Annotated in this window: 21 protein-coding genes; 6 read left to right on the top strand and 15 right to left on the bottom strand. The window is 39.4% G+C overall.

The genetic code is table 11. The features are described 5' to 3' along the window. From AC1DG9_RS13015 to AC1DG9_RS12975, 9 genes are all read right to left on the bottom strand, one after another. On the bottom strand, positions 1-697 hold a 697-nt coding region (locus AC1DG9_RS13015), incomplete at its 3' end, for an STN domain-containing protein (protein ID WP_477634724.1). 131 nt (positions 698-828) lie between these two features. After that, positions 829-2,025 carry a FecR family protein gene (locus AC1DG9_RS13010; protein ID WP_477634723.1) on the bottom strand — a complete coding sequence of 399 codons (1,197 nt, stop codon included), beginning with the start codon at positions 2,023-2,025 and terminating at the stop codon, positions 829-831. 56 nt (positions 2,026-2,081) lie between these two features. Continuing rightward, positions 2,082-2,639 (bottom strand): RNA polymerase sigma-70 factor, encoded by a 558-nt coding sequence (locus tag AC1DG9_RS13005; protein WP_048903253.1) that lies wholly within the window; start codon positions 2,637-2,639, stop codon positions 2,082-2,084. A 306-nt stretch (positions 2,640-2,945) separates the two neighbouring features. Further along, on the bottom strand, positions 2,946-5,111 hold the full coding sequence (locus tag AC1DG9_RS13000; protein WP_337716703.1) for a glycosyl hydrolase family 95 catalytic domain-containing protein: 2,166 nt from the start codon (positions 5,109-5,111) through the stop codon (positions 2,946-2,948). Next, entirely contained in the window at positions 5,092-7,509 is a 2,418-nt protein-coding gene (locus AC1DG9_RS12995) for an alpha-amylase family protein (protein ID WP_477634722.1), read from the bottom strand. Before AC1DG9_RS12995 ends, AC1DG9_RS13000 begins: the two co-directional genes overlap by 20 nt. A gap of 102 nt (positions 7,510-7,611) precedes the next feature. Then, on the bottom strand, positions 7,612-9,063 hold the full coding sequence (locus tag AC1DG9_RS12990) for a cytochrome-c peroxidase (protein ID WP_477634721.1): 1,452 nt from the start codon (positions 9,061-9,063) through the stop codon (positions 7,612-7,614). A gap of 183 nt (positions 9,064-9,246) precedes the next feature. Continuing rightward, entirely contained in the window at positions 9,247-10,593 is a 1,347-nt protein-coding gene (acpA, locus tag AC1DG9_RS12985) for an acid phosphatase (RefSeq protein ID WP_337716697.1), read from the bottom strand. Positions 10,594-10,719: 126 nt separating this feature from the next. Next, positions 10,720-11,775: an L-dopachrome tautomerase-related protein gene (locus tag AC1DG9_RS12980; protein WP_337716695.1), complete on the bottom strand. Its 1,056-nt coding sequence runs from the start codon at positions 11,773-11,775 to the stop codon at positions 10,720-10,722. Between the two features lie 75 nt (positions 11,776-11,850). Next, complete coding sequence (locus tag AC1DG9_RS12975; protein ID WP_048903261.1) at positions 11,851-12,693, bottom strand: transglutaminase-like domain-containing protein; 843 nt, start codon at positions 12,691-12,693, stop codon at positions 11,851-11,853. A gap of 198 nt (positions 12,694-12,891) precedes the next feature. Between AC1DG9_RS12975 and AC1DG9_RS12970 the strand changes: the two genes are divergently transcribed. Genes AC1DG9_RS12970 through AC1DG9_RS12960 form a run of 3 tightly spaced genes read left to right on the top strand, consistent with a single transcriptional unit; the run spans position 12,892 to position 16,294 of the window. Beyond that, positions 12,892-14,343: a circularly permuted type 2 ATP-grasp protein gene (locus AC1DG9_RS12970; RefSeq protein ID WP_477634720.1), complete on the top strand. Its 1,452-nt coding sequence runs from the start codon at positions 12,892-12,894 to the stop codon at positions 14,341-14,343. 29 nt (positions 14,344-14,372) lie between these two features. After that, on the top strand, positions 14,373-15,305 hold the full coding sequence (locus AC1DG9_RS12965) for an alpha-E domain-containing protein (protein WP_048903263.1): 933 nt from the start codon (positions 14,373-14,375) through the stop codon (positions 15,303-15,305). Between the two features lie 5 nt (positions 15,306-15,310). Next, the gene (locus AC1DG9_RS12960) at positions 15,311-16,294 is read left to right on the top strand and encodes a transglutaminase family protein (RefSeq protein WP_337716693.1); all 984 of its coding nucleotides are present in this window, start codon (positions 15,311-15,313) and stop codon (positions 16,292-16,294) included. Positions 16,295-16,315: 21 nt separating this feature from the next. Here the strand turns inward: AC1DG9_RS12960 and AC1DG9_RS12955 are convergent, their stop codons facing one another. From AC1DG9_RS12955 to AC1DG9_RS12945, 3 genes are all read right to left on the bottom strand, one after another. Beyond that, complete coding sequence (locus AC1DG9_RS12955) at positions 16,316-17,437, bottom strand: thiol-activated cytolysin family protein (RefSeq protein WP_337716691.1); 1,122 nt, start codon at positions 17,435-17,437, stop codon at positions 16,316-16,318. Between the two features lie 69 nt (positions 17,438-17,506). Beyond that, positions 17,507-17,986 carry a DUF6265 family protein gene (locus tag AC1DG9_RS12950; RefSeq protein ID WP_152541957.1) on the bottom strand — a complete coding sequence of 160 codons (480 nt, stop codon included), beginning with the start codon at positions 17,984-17,986 and terminating at the stop codon, positions 17,507-17,509. Between the two features lie 72 nt (positions 17,987-18,058). Then, the gene (locus tag AC1DG9_RS12945; RefSeq protein ID WP_048903268.1) at positions 18,059-18,856 is read right to left on the bottom strand and encodes a helix-turn-helix domain-containing protein; all 798 of its coding nucleotides are present in this window, start codon (positions 18,854-18,856) and stop codon (positions 18,059-18,061) included. Between the two features lie 109 nt (positions 18,857-18,965). Here AC1DG9_RS12945 and AC1DG9_RS12940 point away from each other — a divergent pair, with 109 nt between their 5' ends. Both AC1DG9_RS12940 and AC1DG9_RS12935 read left to right on the top strand, forming a co-directional pair. Then, entirely contained in the window at positions 18,966-19,319 is a 354-nt protein-coding gene (locus AC1DG9_RS12940) for an ArsR/SmtB family transcription factor (RefSeq protein ID WP_048903269.1), read from the top strand. Between the two features lie 2 nt (positions 19,320-19,321). Continuing rightward, positions 19,322-19,768, top strand: a complete 447-nt coding sequence (locus AC1DG9_RS12935; RefSeq protein WP_048903270.1) for an SRPBCC family protein — start codon at positions 19,322-19,324, stop codon at positions 19,766-19,768. 278 nt (positions 19,769-20,046) lie between these two features. Here AC1DG9_RS12935 and AC1DG9_RS12930 read toward each other — a convergent pair whose 3' ends face one another. After that, a complete protein-coding gene (locus AC1DG9_RS12930; protein ID WP_048903271.1) occupies positions 20,047-20,289 on the bottom strand; it encodes a hypothetical protein in 243 nt (80 codons plus the stop codon). Positions 20,290-20,768: 479 nt separating this feature from the next. On the opposite strand from AC1DG9_RS12930, the gene AC1DG9_RS12925 reads away from it, so the two are divergent. After that, on the top strand, positions 20,769-20,966 hold the full coding sequence (locus AC1DG9_RS12925) for a hypothetical protein (protein ID WP_337716689.1): 198 nt from the start codon (positions 20,769-20,771) through the stop codon (positions 20,964-20,966). A 191-nt stretch (positions 20,967-21,157) separates the two neighbouring features. Here the strand turns inward: AC1DG9_RS12925 and AC1DG9_RS12920 are convergent, their stop codons facing one another. Further along, the gene (locus AC1DG9_RS12920; protein WP_337716687.1) at positions 21,158-22,432 is read right to left on the bottom strand and encodes a purple acid phosphatase family protein; all 1,275 of its coding nucleotides are present in this window, start codon (positions 22,430-22,432) and stop codon (positions 21,158-21,160) included. After that, on the bottom strand, positions 22,432-25,295 hold a 2,864-nt coding region (locus AC1DG9_RS12915; protein ID WP_477634719.1), incomplete at its 5' end, for a TonB-dependent receptor. The genes AC1DG9_RS12920 and AC1DG9_RS12915, both read right to left, overlap by 1 nt.

The following is a 25,295-nucleotide window of genomic DNA, read 5'->3' as shown; positions in this document are numbered from 1 at the left end:
TTATTGTAGTCATTGATCCTACTACTTCAGTTTTCTTTTGCTTTCCAAAGGCCACAACAACTACATCATCAAGCTGAGCATCAGCCGATTTCAAGGTTACATTAATAATTGTACGGCCGTTAATCTCCACTTCTTGAGATTTCATCCCCACAGATGAGAAAATAAGCACTTTAGCTCCATCAGGAACATTAAGCACATATTTCCCATCAGTATTGGTAACCGCTCCGATACCAGCCCCTTTAGCGGTTCCTTTAACAACCACACTAACACCAGGCAATGTGGTTCCGGTTGAGTCTGTGACTACACCGGTTATTTTAATATCCACTATAGATTGTTTCTCCTTTTTTCTAATCACTACTGTCTTATCTGTGATAGAATAATCCATAGGCTGATTAGTAAAGCAAAGACTGAGTACTTTTTCTATGGAAACATTCTGAACATTAATATCAATAGGCTTTGCCAGCCTGATTAACTTAGTGTCTCCTATAAAAGAATAATTTGTTTGGTCTATTATCTTATTGATAATGGTCTCCAAAGAAGCATTTTTTTCATTTAATGATATCACCTGCGCTTTTGACGCAGCGCTTATTTGCAAAAAACAAGCAGTAATTATGATGACTGTTAATCTCATTATGCGGAATAATTGCATAGTACTGAAAGCCCAAAGCTTAGCTCTGAACAGATCGTAAATTTTCATACATTTGTTTGTTTGGGTTTAAACTGGTTTGGTTGTGTAGTAACAATTTTAAATGGGTAGATCTAAACATATGGTCAGGGATGGTTCGAAGCATCTCTGACTTTTTTTGATCACCGTATTCCTGAGTACTATTATGGCATAACGACGACCCTCCTTCCTGAAATTTTAAAGTGAACATTCCCACTTAATTCTAAGACATTTAATATGGATGATATTTTTTTTGATCTTTCTATCTGTCCCAAAAATGATTGCTCCTCCAGTTGACCTTTATAAACTACCTCGATATCATACCATCTTGCGATTTTGGCCATAATACTTTCCAACTTCTCATCATTAAAAAAGAAATAGCCATTTTTCCAAGCAAAGACTTCTTTCATATTTACCTTTTCTAGAGCAGTCTTTCCAGTTTTCTTGTTGGTTTGGGCCTGCTCTCCGGGACTTAACAACCAGGACCTGGCAGGAGCTGCCGGATCTGATATTTTAACTGAGCCTTCCAATAAAGTTGTACGGACAAAGTTTTCATCAGCATAGCAATTCACATTAAAATGAGTACCTTTTACTTCAATCTCTTGATGAGCTGTAATTACCTTAAAAGGGACATCCTTATTTTTTGCAACCTCGAAGTAGGCCTCTCCAATAAGTTCAACCTTTCTTTCCTTTGTGCCGAATTTTACTGGAAAACGCAATTCTGACATCGCATTAAGCCAAACATTAGTACCATCGGGCAATTGTATGTTGTATGTACCACCGCGAGGAACAATTAGTGTATTGTACAATACTTCCTCTTGTTCAGATGCAATATCATTCGAATAAGCCAAGCCTCCCTGATTACCTGATACCTGGGTACCATCCTTTTCCCGCAGTGCTACCGCTCCACTATCCAGGCTTACTCTTTTTCCATCAGATAAAACCAACACTGCAACATTGCCACCTGGTAACACATCCAGTATCTGTTTATCGGCAGCAAGTGATGTGACCAACTTATTGTCCTTTGTACCATAAGCCAACCACAATGCCACAGCACTTACCGTTATAGCAAGTATGGCCACATATTTTAGAAAACTGTAATTGCTGCTTTTACCTAAATTAYCATCATGGCGCTGACGAACCTTATTCCATGCTGCATCAACGTCCAGACTATTCATATAATCAAGTCTTTCCTGAGCAGGAGCCGTTTGCTTATAGTATTCCAGAATTTTACGTTTATGCTCATCTTTTTCAAGTATCTGCATAAGATGAGCTTCTTCTTCTTTTGAAAGCTCATTACATAAATATCGTGAAATTAGCAGGGCAAATTCGTAAGGCTGGTTTTTCATAACTGGTTTCATCTCTATATCTATAAAGAAACCTGAAATTGAAAAATGGGTGATTTTTTTTAGAAAAATTATTTATGCAATAAAAGACTGACAAACAGCAAGTAAACAGCATCACCGAGCAGTACTCTCATTAAGCTAAGCGCTTTCTGCTTCTGATATTTAACGGAATCTATACTTATATTCAACTGTTCTGCAATTTTACGGTTTTGCAATCCCTCCAGATATCCATATCTAAGTACCATAGCACAATCTGCGGGCAACATATTAATTGCCTGATGTATTTCGGCCATGATCTCGGCATGAACAATCCCATCTAATATTTTAGGATCGTCAAACACCTCAAATGGGAATTTTTTATTGTAGGTATCTACAACTTTGTGATGACGGAGCTTATTTAAGCATGCATTCCTGACTGATGAATATAAAAATGATTTTACGGCATTAGAATTCGATGAAATATGCTCCTTTTGCTCTAAAAACACAATAAATGCATCCTGAACAATATCTTCAGCTGCGTCCTGATCCTTTACTAAATAACAAGCAAAATCACAAAGCCTGGGATAAAATTTCTTAAAAAGCACCTCCGGAAATATTTCAGTATCCTCTTCCTTATGTCTTGTAAACATTATTGCATAGTATTAAGTTCATCAAATAACATTTTTTTATTGTATGAATATTCAATCATTTAATCAAAATATTAAGTGATATTGGCATGACATATGACGTGAATCTTTTCCTGATTCTATTTGGTTGTACTTGTACCACCAATCATATGGCTACCCTAAAAAACACTCAAAATAATTCTGTAGATCAACAAGTTAGTTTCTAAAATTAAACATTTTAGAAACTACAAAAATTGTATTATATTGATCAATATTGATGCTTTTTTTGCTTAGTGATTTGACTTATACGTCTTTTCAAGAGAACAATATTTATAGAGCCTGCAATTTAACAATCTCATTTGGAACTGTTTTAAAGGAAATCCGAGTCCCATTAAGGATATCTGACTTTTTCCCGTTTCTGATCAAAAGTACCTTCTTATCAGGCCATGGATTTACCATCGTACAAAGCCTTCCTTTCTCACTTACTATTTGAACATCAGTAACTACCTCATTTTTCAATCTGGCGGAAACCAGAAATGCACCCCATGCTCTGATATTTTCAAAGCTCGCATTCTGTTTTTTTGATAAGCCATTGAATAAGCGGATTACATTCCCTGCGCTCATGCAGAGCATTTCATTAAGGGCATTAGCTACTGTACAACTATTTTCTATCCCATGAGGATTATTTAGCTGGAAACCGTTGGGATAAGTGCGCAAAGCATATTCATGTAATTCATTTAAGACAATAGATGGATCATACCCCACCCTGATTGCCGCCATAAAAAAACTACTACTGGTATTATTATCCTTCCAGCGTTTCATTTCGTCAATAGTATTGCGAGAACGGATCAATAATTCAGGCCTACTGTCCAAATTAATCGAATTAGAAGGATAAATATGTTGTATTCCCAATCCATTATCCGGCCACCAATCAACACCCTTTTCCGTGTACCGAAATACATCCTTGTTATTTCGCGTTTGAATCGGAAAATCACTAAGCTTATCGAGAATATCTTTCCATTTTTCCTGTCTGTTCTCATCCATTTTCAAGGTAGAACTCAAATCAAGGATGAGATCAAAAGCATTTCGAATCAATCCAAGTGATAAAATTGGGTTTTTATCATTCCCAGAACCTTCATGAATTGCATCACCATAAATAACAAATCTGCCATTCTCAAATTTTAGGTAATCTTCCCAGAAATTAACCACAGCCAGCGCATAAGGATATATCTTTTTACCATACTTTTCATTGTAAGTGCAGCGCCACTGTTGTGCCATATTGAGCAATCCGTATGCAGCATTAGAACGTTGTCCAAAAAATAGTCCCCCCGCTTCTTTTTCATAGGTTGGAAAGTTACGGGTAACCTCAATTCCTAAAGGGCCAATTCCTACAGGATAAAGAATACCTCTTGTGTGTGTTATCTGATGTGCATACCATTCGCCTCTTGGTATAAAATCAAGAAGCGGAGCATCGTGGGGTTCTCCCTGTTCCAAGCGATTAGCTGCATATAAAGCATAAAAAGGAGCCTGGAAATTATAATTCAAATGATAATCACCATTCCAAGCCGGGTTATCTGTAGTAGTCCAACCAAATATTCCCGGAGGGAACTTTGGATCACGACTGCAAGCAGCCATCGTATATAATCCCTGATAGTAGGCTTTCATTAATACCGGATCTTCAACAGCTATATTTGATTTGCTCCAATAGCGTTTCCACCAATTATTATGTTTATTCATTACTGTTGCAATCGACCTCTCATCAAGCTTACTTATTTGGTTAAATGCATCATCCAAGGGTTTCGTGTTTTTAAACTTACTTTCAATAGAAAGTCCAATAACTATTTTCTTCCCCGGCTGTAATAAAACGGTACTGTCTTTATGATTAAAGGTTTTTAAAGCAACTGCTACTTCTGTTGAAATATCTACACTATCCACGAAAGAACGTGTAAGCCAATAAACATTATTTGCTTTACCGCTTTTTAACCTGGCATGTTGATGTTCAGGAGCGGTTAAACGAATAGAAACTTTTGTTGCTTTTCCTACCGCAGTCAGTTCAATAAAAATCAGGTTTTCTGTCGCCGACACCCATGATCTTGCAGTTACGTTTTGCCTGTCCTTGTGCAGCACACAAGAAGTGACACCATTCTCAAGTGACTGTTCCGCAGAAAACTCGCCACCATTAAAACCATTAACGCTCACATCTACAAAACCAATCACTCTTGGACCCGATAAACCATCGGCTTTTGAACGCAACCGCCAAAAGTCATTCTTTGAAAGATAATACCGCAACCGGTCTTCTTTAAACCCTACACTCATGGTCACATCACCATTCCCCATTAATGGAGCATCAACTGAAACATCATTTGGAATATGCGTTGGGGGTTTTGTCCAGATATTTTTTAAAAACCTTTTTTCCTCATTTAAAGGCGATCTACTTTGTGCCCCCCCATTTAAGGAACATACGATTAAGAAAAAACTAAGCTTTACGACTTTCATTATTTTTATTTCTGATATTAACTGCTTGTTTACTAAACCTAATTCTCCATTTCACCAAGCCACTCTTATTTGATTTAATAAGTACCCTTAACCATCCATTTTCTTGCTTTGGCAACACATGAATGGTAGTTTCATCTTTATTTGCAATTAGGGAGGCGCGATCTGTCTTCCATTTTCCGCCATCATTTAGTCCTGCAATTCTAAGTTCATAATCATCACCTGCAATCAATTTACTCGTGCCTGAGAGCGTTCCGCTTTTCCATTCTTCTTCCATCAAATCAATGATGCCTTGTGTTACATGCTGAGAGGTTGAAACCACTACCGGATGATTTKATTTTGCACGTACCGCTATTATCCTGCACGATTCAGCGGGAAGGCTCATTGCAAATGAACCTGAAATATCAGGTAATGGTTTATTCTCCCAAAAATCAAACGCATGATAAGCAGTCTTTTCGGCCAGGCCGGCCCATTTTATTGAACTGCTTATAGTTTGAGTAGAAGTAGCCCAATTGAATAAACCAATTACATTTCGCTTAACACCGGCTTTCTGATCAGTGGCAATCCAAATTGAAGGAAGAGATTTATCAAAAGCATCAACGGGTCTGGCAACCCCGTTATGTGAGGCCATGCAGCGTTTCATGATTTCAATTCTGTCATTTGGCAAATCCGGAAGCCAGTCGCTACTTAAGAAAAATTGCTTTGAGACAGCAACATAGGATGGCAATAACCGTGCTCTGGTTAAACTTCCTATACCATCAGCTGCAGGATCTGCTGCTGATTTACCTTTTTCTCTTAACATAGACGGATCCGGGTCATTCCACCAAACTCTTCCGTTTAAAAAATATAATCTGGATGCACGTATTACCCCAGTACGAATGCTCTCTCCATCATGATTAAAATCCGGGCCAATGCGCATTGAATTTACCAATCCCATTGAAGCGCCAAACGATCTCATATTCTGACTAGCACAACATCCGGAAAGAAACACTTCATTTCCAACTGCGTGCCGCAATAATCTTAAGCCATCACGGTATGCTTCGATCTGTGTTTTCATTGGATTAAATAGCGGTTTATTATTTCCTATACTGTCATTTTTATAACCATCATTGATGTAAACCTGCTCAGTAACTGTGCCCGTCCAAAGTCCATCCATTTTGAAATAATTATATCCCCATCCCTGCATTTTTTTTGCAACGTAAGAAATATGACTCTGGACTTCTGGATTAGTAAGATCTAGAGAAGTCCCACCCCATGTTGTTTCGTAAGGCTTCCCATTTTTCCTGTGTGCAAACCAATGTTGTTTGTCCCGATACTCAATATCCTGATGATTTCGTGCAAAAGGCATCCACCAAATTCCTGCCATCAGACCCTCTTTTTTTACAGTTGCAGCAACTGTCGACATTCCGTTTGGATAACCACCTTTTGGATCAACACGATCAAAGCCGCGATGAGGTCCATTATATTGTCCGCCTGCCTGCCACTGATCATCAATTTGAATCGCTCCAAGTCCAAAAGGCCTTAACTTTTCTTTAACAAACTTTGCAAGTTCAATAGTTGATTGTTCGGTGCCCGCTCCTCCGTTTTTTTCTGAATACCAGGTGCAATAAACGGCAGTTCTGGGTTTCAGTTTAATATTTTGTTGCTTTGCAATTGCATCAGCAAAACGTTCTTCACCTAAACGCGCATCATCAAAATAACCAATAAGCAAAGTTTCCGTAGCTTCAGTTGTTCCAACAGGTAAAAGAAAACGCCCGTAATCAATTTGTGATTTTATTTCTACCAAACCATTATTAATTCCAGAAAACAAAACACCACTCCCCTTTTCATTTGTAAGCCAACCTGCCACCACTCCATTACGCGTAACGGGATCAACAGTGGTAAGAAACACATAGCTACCCGGGTTCTGATCTGGAGCAAGCAGTCCTCCGGTTCCTAAGGTTTTTAACCGTGACGCCGGCTTATTAAGATCAACTGAAAAAGAAACCGGATTGAGCTTCTGAATATCAACAACATCCTTTCCAGAATTTTTAACAGTTTGCTCTACAAATAAAAATGGTTGTAAAGGGTAAAGCGTAAACGATATAGTACCTCCATCGGTAGTCGAAAAAATCAATGCACTACCCTTACCAAAAACGGGGCTAAGAAGCTCCTTCTTTTTAATGATACCATTGGCATTCTTTGGAATAATATTTTTCAAAAAAGTTTTATTACCTGCCTTAAATACAACCGCCAGATTCTTTTCAACAGCATTATAATTTACTGTTAGAAACTGGTTAGTGATTACCGGGCTTTCTTTAAACCTTTGAACAGCAATACTATTTATTCTTTCCTCCGCGGCAAACACCCGTGTTGAGCATATTAGTGCAATAAAAAACAAGAGTTGAATTTTTCTTATCATAAAAACGATTAAAACAATCAACTAAACTATTAATTAATAGCACGAAACACAATAGAGTATTTTGCAAATACGATGGACTATTTTAGACAGCCAAAAGCGATCTTACTTACTTTCCAGACTCCCCATAAAGGCAATGATATCCTCTTTTTCTTTTTCAGTGAGATGAAGATTTTCTTCGGAAAGCGTTTGATTAGAAAGATTTATTCCTAAGCCTGCGCCTCCCCCATTATTATAAAATTCCATTACCTGATCTAAAGTCTTATATACTCCATTATGCATATAAGGCGCAGTTTTATTGATATTCCGAATAGTAGGAACCTTAAAAGCATTCTTATAGGAATCAACACCGATCACGTTATAATAACCCAAATCCGAGTCGAGCGTAGAATCCGCAAGGGATACGGGAACGCCCAGCACTTCCGTTTCGCTTTCTACATACTTTGGAGGAGTAACTCCATTAAATAAAGGAACGAAATGACAGGTGGCACATTTCGCTTTTCCCATAAATAAATTAAAACCTTTCAATTCCTGCTTTGACAGAGCATCTCTATTACCAAGCATATATTTATCAAACCGGCTATTTAGTTTTGTTAAGCTGCGAATATAGCAGGCAAGGGCATTTGTCACTTGGTCTGAACTGATTCCTTTTCCGGTCTTTTCAGAAAAAGCCGTTACGAATAACGAATGATATGATTTATCTGCAGAAACATATTTTAAGATCGCATCCATTGAGCCATCCATCTCCTGTTTACTACTAATTACATCATGCACCTGATCCTCCAACGTTAGCGCCCTCATATCATAGAAATAATTTGATTGTAAAGCCGCGTTGAATAACGTGGGTACATTCCTTGTCAGCAGTTTTGAAGGAACATGAACATCTGTATGCTTAGCCATTCCGTCCGTAAATGCTAAATCAGGGTTGTGACATGAGGCACAGCTTCTTGTGCCGGTGCCGGATAACAATGGATCATAAAAAAGTCTTTTCCCTAACCCCACTTTAGCACCTGTTATGCGATATTCAGGGCCTGGTGAAAATGCATCTACATTAAACGCATCCGAATCAAATAATGTCCTTACCTCCTGCCTAAGCATCCGGTTATATTTAATTTTATCGCCCGGTAAATTCTGCTCCAACTGTGCTATCCCGGCGCTGATCTCGTTCCCAAAGCTTGTAATAAATGTAGCTCTGTCGAAGGAATCAAAATCAGGGTTATGATTAAGATATGCTATTGAGCCATTCAGATCCTGCAATAAAGTCGTTTTTTCCTTTTTGCTGATATATAAATAAAGGATATCCCGCAGACTTTTTAGGGATTCGGACGATTCTTTCATACTGTTCAAAGAAAGAGAATTGTCAAATCCGGTAATTCCCAAAACGATTATCCTGAATACCTCTAACTTGGCTGCATCCAATATTCGCCAATCCGCAAACTGATGATCAGTAAAATAAGAAATCAGATAGTCCGTATTTGTTATTAAATGTCTGACTTCGCTAATCAGCACTTTTTTGCCGGCTGAATCGTACTTCGGATAGATAAACTGTTCTATCACCTGGAGTCCCATTGGATCAACAGCACGGGCTAAAGAAGGATCTAGTAAATCTGCATTTTCGATCTCTTGTACAGGAGGACCATTTAACCTCTTAGTTAGGTCGGCAGTAAAATACTCTGCCGCCCATTCAAACTTTTTGAACAGTAATCTTGATTATCCCTCCTCCTCCTGATTAACAGTAACTTATTTAAATACCAACGCATTCCGGAACGGGTTCGCATTTTTATCTCTTTCAGCCAATGGTTCTATTCCCCATCTATGCTCTATAAAAGAAAGAATGCTTACGGTTTCATATTGTGTGTGATCTACAATACCCTTTTTGGCAAATGGCCCTATAATAATTGCGGGGATACGACTACCAGGGCCCCATCTGTCTATAATTGGTGGGGTTACATGATCAAAAAAGCCACCAAACTCGTCATAGGTCAGAATAACCAATGCATCTTTTGCATTAGGCCCCTCCAATACTGCATTGATCAGGTTTACTGCCAGTTGTTCTGAAGAATATACAGCAGAACCACCCGGGTGTTCATCATTTCCTCCGCCTGGTTTCACAAAGGAAACGCTGGGAAGGGCACCTTCTTTCGCTGCTTTAATGAAATCRTTTTGGTCCTTCATGTGTTTTCGGCCTTCTGTCCCCTCTTCATATTGGGCAAAATATAGGAATGGTTCATGATTATAGGCAAAATTATTCTTCTTTCCTGCCACTGCATCGTCCCAGCCCTCAGAATACCACGCCCATGATATATTTTTTTCGCTCAGTTTGTCGCCAATAGTCGGCATCGTCTGAGATGGCAATAATTTGGAAGTATCCGATTTAGGAGGGTAAGGCCTGTTTCGTGAAAGAACATGATTTACAACATACCCATCTGGAGTAACTATGCCATCGTCTATCATTTTACCATCAGCATCAACTTTTGCGATCATTGATTTAGGGGCATCCGGCCAAACCGGCACAGCCGCAGAAATCATATAAACGTGGTTAAAATAAGAGCCGCCATAAACACTCTGAAAAAAATTATCACACAGTGTGTATTTTTGAGCCATCGGATAAAGAGGTAATTTTTCCGTGTTATAATAACCCATCGCTAGTCCTTTGGAGTCATTATATACCGCAAACTTATCCATCTTTCCTCCGTTAATTTGCAACTGATTGTGAAAAAAACGGTGAGTAACATCAGGCGTTGTCTTGTCAGACGGAACGTATTGGTCTATATTAAAAAGCTCATTTGGCAGGTTGGTCGGGAAAGAGTTGTTTCTCGGAATCTCAGGAAGGTACTTATAAGGTTTTCCATCTTTGTCTACCTGTACAAAATTTCCTCTTTTGGCATTTTCAATACCATTTGCTCCTTTGAATTCCCCGTAAAGATTATCGAAACTATGGTTTTCCATATAGATAACCACCACGTGCTTAATCTGCTTGATGTCATTATCAAATGAGGTTTCCTGATGTTTCGCTTTTTTGCTGATCCCACAACTACTGATCATCAAAATGATAAGAAACAGATAAAAAAATCGCTGTAAATACATTCCGTTTTCTTTTTTAGATTCGATTAAAAGTTATGTTACAAACATATGATATTATATTTTGTTGAAAAATCATCAGACTAAAACAGGATAGGATTGTTTGTAATTTATTGCTTACAATAGCTTAGGTTATTTTGGAAGTTTGACCCGATAAATGCGATAAGGATAGCTTGTCTTATTCATACCATCATTCCATTGGGGCAAACGGTTCATCTGAGCACAAGAGAAATATAAATACCCGTCGCTGCCAATTCCTAAAGAATCTGGCCATATTAACCTGCTATCCTGTACCAGTGTGATAAGTTCACCATTTGTGGTAAAATATTTTATGCTATAATCTGTAGAAGAGGTGAGATATATGTTGCCAGCTATATCGGCTTCCATACCATGGCAAACTCCTGTTTCGCCTAAATCCTGAACATATTTAGCCAATTCATCAGCTGTTAATTTTGCATCTGCAAGATGTTTTGTTTCTACACGATAAAGATGCATGCTGTTGATTGGTCTGAAATAAAAGAACTTATTGTCCTTGGTTATTGCTATCCCATTTACATTAGATTTAAAGATATTGCCATTTTTGTCTGCCATTATCTTCCCCCCGTAAGACAAACTAAATCCAGGAACGGCTAATGTTTGAGGCTTATTTTGAAGTGCCAGCCTTGTTTTACCGCTTTTAAGATCTAATATCACAATTGCAGCCTGGCCGGGATCTGAAAGATAAGCCAGTTGTTTATCTGTATCGACTCTAACATCATTTAATGTTGATTTATCTTTTGCGAGGTCGTCAAACTGATAGACTCTTTTCACCTGATTACTTTTAAGGTCTATCTGTACCAATTTAAATTTATGCTCATCAGGTTTAGGGTCCAATACCCACAGTTGGTCTTTCGTATCTATGTAAATGTCCTGAACATTTAAAAAGGTTTCTGTTTCCTTTCCCTCTTTCCGATTCCAGCGCTCATCGGGATAGGCAACATACTTTCCATTTACAATCTCAATTAATCCATACTGGTAGGGTTCCCTTTTGGGAAATGAAACGAAGACTCTGTTGGTGGAGGAAACGCTAACACCGATAGGCTGTGACTGACCAAACTCAGCTGCTACTTCCAATTTATCTGAATGATAAGATTGAGCTTGCACGTTTAAAGCCATGCTAATTACAATTAAGCATAAAATTACTTTCATCTTGAAGGGATTATTCAATATCTTCTAAATTACGTAATTCTTAACATATTGAAATAGGACCTCATCAAAGCGCTATTACATATAAGTATACCCTTGTTCGGCAGTATACTGATCTATGTAACGAAACTCAGTATCAATTAAATTTGCGGTAACGTCCAAACTTACAAACTGCAAATTCCCGAATATACTGGCAAATGCGGTATCGGTAGCATCAACTCCGGTAGCAATCTTAACTAATCCATTTAACGGAACAAGTTTGGTTGCATCTACGATAATCCAATAACCACCAATATAAGCCTCAAAACAGGCATGGAAATCTGCAGGCTGCAATTGATATGCATAACCGGTGTAATATCTTGCCGGGATGGTTAACGCCCTGCACAAAGCAATACCTAAATGTGCAAAATCACGACACACCCCTATTTGCTCTGTAATTGTATCATATGAAGATGTTTGGGCATTTGTATAGCCTCCGCTGTATTCTACGTTAGTATAAATCCAATCACGGATAGCCATAACCTTATAAAAAGCATGATCGATATGCCCAAATTTGTGAAATGCGAACTTATATAACTTGTCGGATTGACAGTACCTGCTGGGATTTAAATACGACAAAGCGCTAACCGGCATGTTGCCAATGGGTATATCATCCAAATGTTCTGCATCAACCGCACGGACCTCTGTTTCTACTAATGCCCGATAATGAATCATTAAGTTCCCTGCATCAGGAATTTCTATGATTTTGAATCTCTTTTCACCGGAAATAGAAAACAGCTCTCTCATTTTCAGTTGCTGATTCAGTTCCATATGTTCTTCTACAAGAAACTGGCCTGCAGATTTAACGGGCTGTACATTCAAAATCAATGTTGAAGACGAAATTACCTCGTAAACTACCCTAACAGAAACCTCTAACTTCATAAATATTTAAAATACAAAATAAAAAATAGACTAAAATCAATTTTAAATCAAAAAGAAACATAAAAAGATAAAAAAAATCAATTTCAACACACAAAAAATTTAATAAATAAAGTAAAATAACATTTTATTTGATTTAAAAATCAATTTAAATAAAGATATAACTATATTTCAGAAGATTTTAACATAAAATGATCGAATATGGAAACAAAAAGCTACACAAAATCATACGATCTACCCAAAAACACCTGGGATGAAATGTTTAATGACTCAGAAACGGTAAGAGAAGAGTACAAAACTGTTATGAACTACCTCGATCTTGAGTCGACCGAAGAGCYCAACAAAAAAGAAGAACTATCTAAAGCACTTTTCATGAGCCAGGGCATCACCTTTACCGTATACAATAGCGGCGAAGGCGTAGAAAAGATCTTCCCTTTCGATATCATCCCCAGAATTATTACTGCTGAGGAATGGGCTTTTATAGAAAAAGGAATTAAGCAGCGAGTTACCGCGCTGAACCTCTTTCTGAAAGATGTTTACAGCGACCAGTTTATCATCAAAGACGGAATTGTTCCGATCGATGTAATTTACTCTTGTCCACATTTTTTACGAGAGATGGTCAACGTGAAAGTCCCTCACGACATCTACATACACATTGCGGGGATTGACCTAATCAGGGACAACGACGGCACTTATTATATCCTTGAAGATAATGTCCGCACTCCTTCGGGAGTTAGCTACATGCTGGAAAACAGGGAAATTACCAAACGTCTATTCCCCGATCTTTTACCTCAATGCAAAGTAAGAAGTGTGATTGAATACCCTACTGTCCTCTACAACAACCTGCTTTCACTTGCACCACATGACGTTGCCGATCCTACAATAGTTTTGTTAAGTCCGGGTAGTTTCAACTCAGCGTATTTCGAACATACCACACTGGCCCGTTTAATGGGAATTGAGCTGGTGGAGGGACCTGATTTAATTGTCGAAGACCATAAGGTGTATATGAAAACTACCGCAGGACTGCAGCAAGTGAATGTGATTTACCGGAGAGTAGATGATGACTACCTTGATCCGCTAGCCTTTAATCCAACCAGCCTACTTGGTGTTGCCGGGTTAATGAATGCTTACAGAAAAGGAAATGTAACCATTGTAAATGCGGTAGGAAATGGTGTAGCCGACGACAAAGCTGTATACGTCTATGTGCCAGACATGATAAAATACTACTTGAATGAAGAACCCTTACTTAAAAATGTACCAACTTACCAATTAGGAAACGCAAGTGAGCGGGCCTACGTATTCGAAAATATTTCCCGGATGGTAGTTAAGCAAACCAATGGCAGCGGGGGTTATGGCATGTTAATGGGACACGCTTCAACGGAAGAAGAAATTGAAGCATACAAGTTGGAAATACTGAAAGATCCACGACAATTTATTGCACAGCCTACTATCAGCTTATCATCCTCACCATGTTACATGCAAGGTAAATTACAACCCAGAAGGGTCGATTTTCGTCCGTTTGCACTTTGCGGCCCTAATGGGATAGACATTATTCCCGGAGGATTAACAAGAGTAGCACTTAAAGAAGGCTCACTGGTTGTAAACAGCTCTCAGGGAGGCGGCAGTAAAGACACCTGGGTACTTTCTAAATAAACAACAATAAGATTAAACACAGAATCACTATGTTAAGCAGGGTTGCTGAAAGCCTATACTGGCTGAGCCGTTATATCGAAAGAACAGATGGCATGCTACGCATGCTTAAAATAAATTACGCTTCCTCGCAAGATGCGATCTCAGAGTTTTCATGGAGTCCGGTTATGCACTTATTTTGCGACCGGAATGACGAAAGACTGGAGGCCATGGAATTTAACAGTCGTACTGTACTACAATACATGGTGATTGACAAGGAGAACCCCAACTCTATCCTCAACATCATCACGCAAGTACGGGAAAATGCAAGAAGCGTGCAAGACCACATTACCAAAGACGTATGGCAGTGTCTAAATGAATATTACCATACAGTAAAGGACCCTAAACTAAACGCCATGTTGAAAAAAGACGACCCGATATCCGTATTAGACATTCTGATTAAACAAGGAATGCTATTTTATGGCATTACAGAAATCACCATGGCAAGGAACGAAGGAAGTAGCTTTATGCGCATCGGGAAATACCTGGAGCGCAGTATTCAATCGGTAAATATATTGGACATTAAATTTGGATCGGTAGACCACAACCCGGACTTACTGACAAACACCAACTACTGGAAACACCTTTTGTTTTCTATAGGCGGATACGAACTGTACCTAAAAACCTATAGACAGGGTTTTGAAGCCGAAAACGTACTTGACCAGGTTGTACTGAACAATGAATTTCCGAGGTCTGTTATCTATTGTATCAATCAACTGTTCAAATATTTTGAAAGATTAAAAGGCGACGGGCACATTACCGCAGGAAATCTTGCTTTCCTTATTGGCAGGCTCCAAAGCAAAGTAAAATACAGTTCTATAAAGGGTTTAAAAAAAGGAGACCTTCACCTATACCTCGCGGAAATAAAATCCGAACTCTATGGCATAGGAAATGCCTTTAATCAAACTTGTTTCAACATATACTAAGCACCATGCCGGAATTTAAAATCAAACACATCACCAAATACACTTACGAATCTCCGGTAAGAGAAAGCGTAAACCACATTATCCTCTACCCTATTGAAGATCAATTCCAGAGCGTAATTAAGCACACCCTTAAAATTTCGGGCAATCCGAAAGTAGATGTATTTACTGACTATTATGGCAATAAAATTGGCTTCTTTGCTTATAGCGAGCGACACAGAGAGCTAGAAATCTATTCAGAACTTACTGTGGCCACCATAGCTAAAGAACTCCCATCAGAAACCATGTTCAGTGAGATGCAGTGGATGGAACTTGAAAAACTACGGTATCAGGTTCCCTATATTGATTACCTGAAATGGGAAGCTTTTAATGAACTTGATGAACTCAAAAAGATCACAGAACAATTCCTGCAGTCGGATTTAACGCCCTATCGGGTAGCCATGGACTATTGTCAATATGTATATGGACATTTCAAATACATACAGGGTGTAACAACAGTACAAACTCAGATAGATGAAATCTGGCAAATCAAATCAGGTGTCTGTCAGGACTTCGCACATATTCTCTGCCAGATGTTGCGTATGGCTAAAATCCCGGCAAAATATGTAAGTGGCTACATTTGTCCCAATAAAAACGGCATTCGCGGAGAAGGTGCCACCCATGCCTGGGTAGAAGCTTACATACCCGACTATGGCTGGCTGGGTTTAGACCCGACAAATAACTGCATTGCTAACGAAACATATGTAAGATTGGCGCTAGGCAGAAGTTTTACGGACTGTTCTCCGGTAAAAGGTGTTTACAAAGGTCCATCCAATCATAAGCTTACCGTTCAGGTAATTATTGGTTACGACAACGGGACATCAGATACACAAGAACCTTTCGCCGAAGAGAATGACTTAATCGCAGTGTCTGTGATTCCTACACAAGGCAATAGCTACCGTCGGAATCTCGAGCTTATGCAGCAAATTCAACAACAACAACAACAACAATGAAAAGTACTAGATAACACCAGATCAGTGCACATCAAAATCTAAGCGATAATTGAACTTAAACTTCAAATCACTGTTGTCGGTTATTTTACTCACATAGAAATTAATAGGAACACCATAATCTGCATTTGAATAGCTTCCTCCGGCCGCTAGGGACTTAACGAACAGCTGAACCTGATCATAGCCCCTAGCGGCCTCAATGTTACTGACATCCACAGCTTTAAAACCCCGCATGTATACCGTAACAACAGCCTCAGTAAATAAATTTTTATCTTCAACACTTCCCTGGCCGTTTTGAACGTTCTGGAAAGATGCTTTTATTTGCTGGAAAGAAGCATCAGATTCAATGGCAATGATGGCGCTGCGACCATAAGTTACATTACTAACATACACCGGATTACCAGATATTAACGCCGGATCAACACCAGCCTCAAAAATCCTATGCTCACTGGCAGGAAAGTCAACCGCAATATTGAACAATGACAGTTCATAATTAACAAAAAAACCAGTTTTCTTTTTGATATTACCCTTATCGTTAGCTTTTTTTATTACTAACTGGGAAAAATCCCAATTCTTGCCGGTTGTGATCGAAATTTCACTATAATTCCTGAATTCAGTGCCATTGCTATAAGTGAAACCATCTACTTGTTTTCCGTTAGCCTTTAAAGAATTTTTAATAAAGTCATTTGAGCCCGCCAATGAAGGTATGAGCGTTGTCATAAATGGATCAAAACTAGGTGAGGTACTGTAAATAACCAGCGGATTTTGCTTGTAAACAGTGAACACAAATGGCTTATAAAGCAAGTTCTCCATACTGTCCCCCTGAAGTAAGGCTCCTGGAAATATGTTGTTATTAACCAACCCCGGAAAAGACAAAGCGCCATCCCTAAAATCTTCAGCCGTTTGCACCTTAAAAGAGATGCCAGCGCTATCTGCCCAAACACTATCGGACACCACTGCATACCAGGCGTTTTTATTCACGGCCGATCTTATAGAATCAATTTTAAAAGCCTTAGCACTCACCTTAGGTTCTTCAGTAACCGGAGGAGTAACGGTTGGCGGTACAAGAGATTCAGTTTTCTCTGCCTTTTTACAGGCAATAAAAGTAGATGAAAGCAATAAAAGCAGAATGAAATAACGGATCATAGAAAGCGTATAGTGGTTTTACATAGAGAGATGACAGCAAAGATATCATTATATAGCTATCAATTCCTTTTAGGGGGCTGAACTGATAAATTCATAGTCAAGGGTCTGCCCGTTGCCGGAAACGATTGCTTTTACGGTTCCACCTTTCCGGGTATAAGCAATCTTTTTAGGAAAGTCGTGTTCGGGGTTTTCACATACGAAGGCATCTTTGCTGATGGAGGTCAGCTTGAAATTAACAGGTCCAGAATCACCGGTAACAGTAACGGTATAAAAGATATCGCCTCCCTTGATGCTTAACTCCAGTTCTTCTACAAAAACAATTTCCTTTCCCTTAAGCGTCACACCCTTTCCTGTGAATTTAGTATTAGACACCTTAGACCAGTTTTCATACCCTGATTGCCCGGGTTTGGAATTTGTGCGCTGCCACTTACCGATCAGCCAATGTAGTCTTTTAAATTTTTGAGCCGTGTTTTCCTGTCCGCATACCATGTTACTGAAGCCGAAAATAAACATAACAGAAATAAGGAGAGAGAATCGTTGAATTTTCATAATCTTTTTCTTTCAAAATTACGATTGAGCAATGTTTGTGTATTGTACAAAACCGACGATGGTTACAGAAAATCATTTATTGAGAAAGAAGTTGGCCATATTTGGCGCTTCAAAAAAATAAGCAGAGGGATCTTCACCCGTAAAAGCTTTAAAGTTGCGAATGAAATGAGATTGGTCGTAATAACCTGACTCATAGACAATATCTGACCAGCTGCGTTTTTTATCCCTGATCAGCTGAAATATATAATTGAAACGGATGATCCGTGCGTAATATTTCGGCGGGAGCCCTATGTACTTTTTGAAAAGCCGCTGAAGCTGACGTTCGCTCTTCTTCCCTGCCAGACACAGATCCTTAACACTTGCCTTACCGTTGGAATCAAAGATAAGCTGCAGCACTTCCTCTAAAGGATTTTCAGTAGCTGATTTACTAAGCGCGAGAAAATGGTCATCCAGACGCTGTTTAAGAATCTGCTCGTTYTCAAAAGGAAGAAATCGATCCTTCAACCCGGCCAGCTCCGGATGAGGAAAGGTATCCAGGGCAACAATCTGATCAAGATAACATTCCATGTTCAGACCGAAGAGCTGGGTAAGCGCCGCGGGTTTGAGTTTAATGGCAAAAGAGCCGGTCTCTGCTGTATTCTCCAGGTGAAAATTGCTGCTGATCTGCCCAGCCAGCAGGTTTGCTGTTTGCGTATACCAGGGTCCGCTTGTTTTGGCCCTGTAGACGCTGCCGTAGTTAAAAATAAGCTCTGTAAACCCATCGGGAATAATTTTCTCTACCCGTGGCGCAGGATCATCACTGTGCATCATCCAGTAGCATTCGATCAACTTTTCTAAACTTGGATGAGGTGATATCCTGGTGAATTTCATGAGATGGTAATTGAAATATAAATATATAAACGATTGCCAAAAAAATTGATTTTAAATTTGCGTAACCAAATGGTATCCCATATATTTGTAACCACATGGTTTCGAATATATGGAATTAAGAAGAGATGTATTTCAGGCAATCTCCGACCCMACCAGGCGTGAGATTATTGATTTACTGAGTGATCAATCCTTGAACCTCAATGCAGTTGCAGGACATTTCAGCATCACCCGGCCAGCTATATCCAAACACATCAAAATTCTGGAAGAGTGCGGGTTAATAACGGTGAAGCAGGACGGCCGGGAGCGCTATTGCAGAGCTGATGTACATAAGCTAAAAGAAATCGACAAATGGCTGAATCGATACAGGAAATTCTGGAACCATAAACTAGATGCCCTTGGCGATTTTCTGGAGCGCGGGGAAAACGAAAAATCATCAGAAGATAATCCACTTAAAAATAAGTAATTATGGAAACAAAACCACTAATTGTAGAACGCAGCTATAATGCACCAATTGAAAAGGTATGGAAAGCCATTACCAATAAGGACCAGATGAAAGAATGGTACTTTGAACTTGAAGAATTCAAAGCAGAAAAGGGATTCAAATTCCAATTTAGCGGAGGTGATGAAAAGGAGCAATACCTCCATGTTTGCGAAGTGATTTTTGTGGATCCACCCAATAAGCTAAGTTACAGCTGGACTTACCCTGAACATAACGATGGGTATTCCGTGGTCACCTGGGAACTTTTTAAGGATGGAGAACAAAAAACCCGGTTAAAACTGACCCATGAAGGGCTTGGCAGTTTCCCTAAAGACAGCCCGAATTTCGCTGTCACCAGCTTTACTGAAGGTTGGAATTTTATACTTGGAAAGTCACTAAAAAATTACCTGGAGCAGGATAGCAAGCAGCCATAAGTTTTATAGCAAACATCGTCATCTTCTTTGGTTAGCCAAAGGAGATTTTTTATTTAATGGCTACGTTGATCACCATGGCAATGTGGCTATTAAAGAAACTAAATAGGAAATGAACAGCATTTTTAAAAAAAGGCAGGGTGAACTTTCGTTATCTCTGATTTATCGTGACTTAGCGTTGCATAAGTCCCTGTTTTATCATTATCCAAGGCCTGACCAGAAAACTTTCCCGACCTGAATTCATACCAAAGATTCATCCAATTTTTCGGCAATCAACAACACTACTTTCCGCTCTCATTAAAAAGAAACCTGTCGATAAGATTGTCTAAATATTCCCTCGACAGCAATGCAGGATCGTGATACTGCATTGTCATCGTCTCTTCATCCACAATGAGTTTGCCATTAGTGGAATGGATCACAAAAGTATTGTCCTGAACAAAACTGGAAACATAAGTGCCAATTTTCGGAGAGATTTCTGAGAGCCTGAACATTAATTCGTGAAAGATAAATACGGGATAATTCATAAGCCAAAATTAAATGAAGTAAACTTGAATTTGAGATTATCATTTTGTAATCAGCACCAATTTTGATTACATAAATTTAATGGTAAAAAACGAAGAGGGTATGCGCATTGGAAATAGTCAGGCCCTCTATTTTTTAGTATCGGAATGTAACAGTTCGTCGGACTGCTTCTTCAACTCATCCAGCTTTTGATTAGTTTGCTGACTTCTTTTTCTTAGCTTAATCAGTCGTGTCAATAAATCGAGCATTTTCCCATTCGCAAGGGGCTTTTTTTCATTTAACTTTTCCATAAGCCAAGAATTCATTACCCGAATTTACGAGCAAATCATCAAACAATCAACACTTTAACACAAAACTTACAAACATTTATGAATTAGGCAAGCTACTATCTCCAGCATGGAAACAAAAATAGAAATGCACTAAAATGGCTTAAATAAACTTAATTCTAACGATATTGAATATTTTTTTTTTGCCGGATAATATGAAAAACAAGCAAACTGCAAAGCATAAAAACATTGCCAGGACAAGTGCCATCTTGCCTTTTGTGATGGTGTTTACTAATCTTTGTTATGCGCGGGAAACTGTAGCACTACAAAGGAACAGGATTTATGGCTCGGGTAAACGGAAAAAAAACGGAGCGGCCAGGACACCTGCTAAAATGATTATTAATATTTGGTAAGGATTCGCCCGTCATTTGGTTAGCCTCAAAAGCCCGATGGGTGTCGCGGCTTTTTACTGTAAAAAAATAAATTAAAAGCTGACCAGACGCTTAAAAATGCCTAGTCAGCTTTTAATTTCCAGCCTGATGTTAAAGAAACTGCAAAGCAGCAAGAGTCCAAAAGAACGCTTGCTTTTTCCGGTTTTATATCTTTACCTTTTTAAATCTGTAAATAATGCAGCCTTCTCTTTATTTGTTTTTTTAAGACTAAAGGAATCAAAGACTTCTCCAGAAGCCTTATATGCCGTGTAAATTAGTTTATCATGGTCAACAGATATGATTTGGAACAGTTGTGTATTTTCTGCAAATACATCCATCCACCGTGGTGTCACATCTATTTTGTACATTTTTGGGCCCGCTACTGAGACCACATACATGGGACCTCCTACCTTTCCTGAAACACCCGTCGGTAAATTCTGTCCACGACTGTAGGTATGATCATGTCCCTGCATCAGTATGTCTACATGGTACTTATCAAACAGCGGCTTAAACAGCTCTCTGAATTCTTTATTGTCCCTACCTTTTGCTGTAGAATAGATTGGATGATGATAGGTGATCATCGTCCATTGTTTAGGATTGTTCTTCAACACCCCTTCCAGCCATATAGCCTGAGCCTTCATGGAGTTGGAATCCAATACGATCATCTGGGAGTTCAATGAGATGAGACGAACATTTGCATAATCGATGAAGTATACAGATTCTTCCAAACCTTTGGGTCCATTCTCAGGCAAGGTATATTGGGCACGCCAATGTGGATCTAAGGTCAGGGTCTTTTGTTCATCTCTGAAGTATTCATGATTTCCAGATGACGGGATACTTGGGATCATTCCGTTAATGAAACCACCACCAAAATGCCACTCTCCCCATTCATTATCATTGTTGCAGCGATTGATCAAGTCGCCTGCATGAACAATAAAACGTGCATCGCCATGGGTGGCAAATGCTCTTCTGATTACCCTCGACCATTTTGACTTGATATCATTCTGAGCATCGCCCAAATAAATGAATGAAAACGGTTTCACTGTTGCCGGTGCAGTCCGAAACTGAAACCACTCGCTCCAGTTCTTACCATCTCCTACGCGATAGGTATAAACTTGATCAGGTTTTAAACCAGTCATGATCGCGCTGTGGTAATTTGCTTTTTCATATTCTACTCCCTGGAGCGTGGTCGACAGGGCCACAAATTCTCCGGAATTGTCTTTTCCGAGATCGGGCGAGCTGTCTTCCATTAATACCTGGGCATAGCTTTTAAGTACGGTAGTGTCGGTACGCCAGGTAACTGACTGTGTAGTCATCGGATCGGCCGACCAGGTCAGGATAATTCGATCTGGAAATGCTGAAGCTTTGAACGACTGTCCATTAGCCAATTGAAACCCTAAAAGGGCTATAATGACCATGATAATTTCTCTGGTAATGTTTTTCATCATTAAAAAGGGTTGTATTTAAAGCCTGCGTTGGCCCACGTTGAAAAATATTTATGGTCATTTGGTCTGCCATCGCCGTAATCCAGAATGGTTTGGGCATTGTTGATGTTACTGATACCCATAAAGATGGTAAACTTCTTGTTGATCCGCTGAGAAGCAGAAAAGTCTAGCTGTACTCTGCCTTTTTCCATCAGGTCATTGGCTTGCTCTTCTGCAAGCTCACTGATAAAAGTTTCATAGAAATTTAACGAAATGCGGCCTGAAAAACCATATTTCTCATAAGACAGAGAAGCGTTACCTACCTTAGGACGCATGGAAGGCAAACGTACGGTTCGCTCACTTACAATGCCGGGTACTTTAAACTTCGACTGGATCTGTGTAAAGTTTCCATAGATACCCAAACCGTTTAAAAATCCAGGCAGGAAGGTCAGCTGCTGCTGCCAGGCAATTTCATAACCATACACATGTGCGTTGGCACCATTCACAGTCTGCGTTACCTGATACTGATCAAACTGGCCACCCTGTTGTGTATAAATACTTTCATAAATATAATTTTCTATGTTCTTATAAAAGATACCTCCTGATAGTAAACCGAGTGATTTCAAGTAGTGTTCAAATAGGAAGTCGACATTGGTGGAGGTAGCCTGATCCAAATCCGGGTTCCCTTTCTTCATTCGCTTTCTTCTGGGTTCAACTTCCTGCCATGGAACCAGGTCATAATAACCAGGACGGGAAAGCGATCTGGTAACCGCTGCCCGCACGTTGGTACGCTGATCTATGGCATACTTCAGGTTCAGACTTGGAAAGAAGCCCTCAAATGCAGACTTGGTGTTTACTTTATTTGTACTTACGTATTTTCCTTGATTGTCAAACGATACAATGTTGCCCCGGTAGTCAAACCCCGTGCGCTCATACCTCAGTCCGGTAATGATGTCAAGTTTATCCAGTGTCAATTTACCCATTACATAACCTGCTCCCATGGTTTCCTTACCGCTATAAGAATCCGGATCAGTATTTTGTCTGATATAAGTTTCATCACTTTCAAAAAGCGACAGGTTTTTCTGATAATAATCTTCCATCAGGTACCCATTGGCAATCGCTCCTGAAAGATCATACTTGCCATTGAAATAATCCTTTCTGGAATAATCAGACAAAAAATTATCCATAGATACCTTACCTGTCTTCAGGGTGTATTGGAAATAATCTCTGGTATGGTCATCTTCTTTATACCTGTAACGTCCTCCGAACTTAAACATCAGTTTATTCTTCTGGCTCAGGTTAAAAGTCCGCTGCACATTGAATGATCCTTGTCCATCCTTGTCATGAGCGATCTGGTGCCTGTTGACATAAGAGGAAGTGGTATAATTGGCCGCATTGTTCACATCGCCATTTGTAAAGGCAAACTGCGGAGCGCGCGGATCGCTGATGTCTATGCCTGCATTTAAACCACCATAAGTAAAATATCCGTCATAGTAAATCGGCTGATCGTATAAACCACTAGCATAGGTGAGGTCCAAATTCAACCTCCAGTCATTGACAATCGCTTTAGTACCAACTGAAAAGCTCAACAAATCTCTATGGTAATCTCTGGGAGAACCACTAGCGCCTATGCTGATGTCTGAAGCTGTGTTCTCATCTGTATATTCCCCAATGTTATAGCTTTTTGTGCCCCTTGTTTGTAGTTCGTAAAACTTGTTGTACGACGTTCTTGCATAGATTTGGATTTTCTCTGTAGGAAAGAAGCTTAGTTCAGCCTGGAGCCCGAGGTTCTCACGGTGCAGGTCTGAGCCTTCCAATTCAAGATTAGATAACTTCATTTTTTCTACTCCCGCAATCTCGTACGTATCATAATCTTTCTGAACCCGATCTTCCCCTCTGTAGGTATTGCTATAATTTACGCCGACCAGGTAACCCCATTTGGTATCTCTGCGACTAAAATCAAATGAGCCGTCAAAGTTTTGCTTACCCAATAGAAAATTATTACCAAATGAACCCTTCACCTGCATTTGCTGAGTACCCGACTTTGGTGTCTTAGAAATGATGTTCACTGAACCAGATGTTCCATCAGCATCCATATCGGGAGTGAGGGTTTTGTTGACTTCTATGGCCTCAACAGTAGACGACAAAATACCATTCAGATCAATATCCCTTGAATTGGTTTGTGTAGAAGGCAGCCTGTTTCCATTAAGTGTGATAGATCCCATACTCTGATCCAGTCCTCTGATGATGATGTTTCTTGGCAAGCCATAACTATAGTCCATCGCAATCCCTGGCACACGTTGCATGGCTTCCCCAACAGTAGCATCGGGAAAGCGCTCAATCTGCTCCTGAGAAAGCACATACTTGATGTTGTCTGCGTTACGCATATTGCTCAATGCTATGGCCTCTCCTCTTCTAATCCCTGTTACTGAAATTCCCTTCATATCGTTACTTTGGCTTTCCAATTTCAGTTCCATCTTTGCCGTTTCACCATCGGTTATATCTACAGTAAATGATGTTGTTACATAACCAATATAGTTCACCAAAAGTGTAGCTTTTCCTGGTTTTATGTTGTTGATTACAAAATAGCCATTGGCATCGGTAACGTACTTTTGGTTGGTTTCTTTCAAAAGCACTGTTGCATAAGGCAAAGTCTGGTTACTTACCTTATCCTTTACATAGCCTACTGCCGCACCGGGCTTTGGAGCTCGGATCTGCAGTTCTGCTTTTTTAAGTACAACCATAGTCCCGTCTTCAATAAGGCGCAGGTTGTTTTTTTGCAATAAAGGCGTCAATATTATCCTAGCCGTTTTGGCCTCATCATGGATAGTTACTTTTGCATCGACAATTTCCTTGTTCGTATACACAAAACTGACCCCTGTTTTCC

The sequence above is a fragment of the Pedobacter sp. 05L430 genome (genome assembly GCF_056397585.1).
The sequence above is the reverse complement of the archived record's forward strand: the minus strand, read 5'-3'. Positions and strand labels throughout refer to the sequence as shown.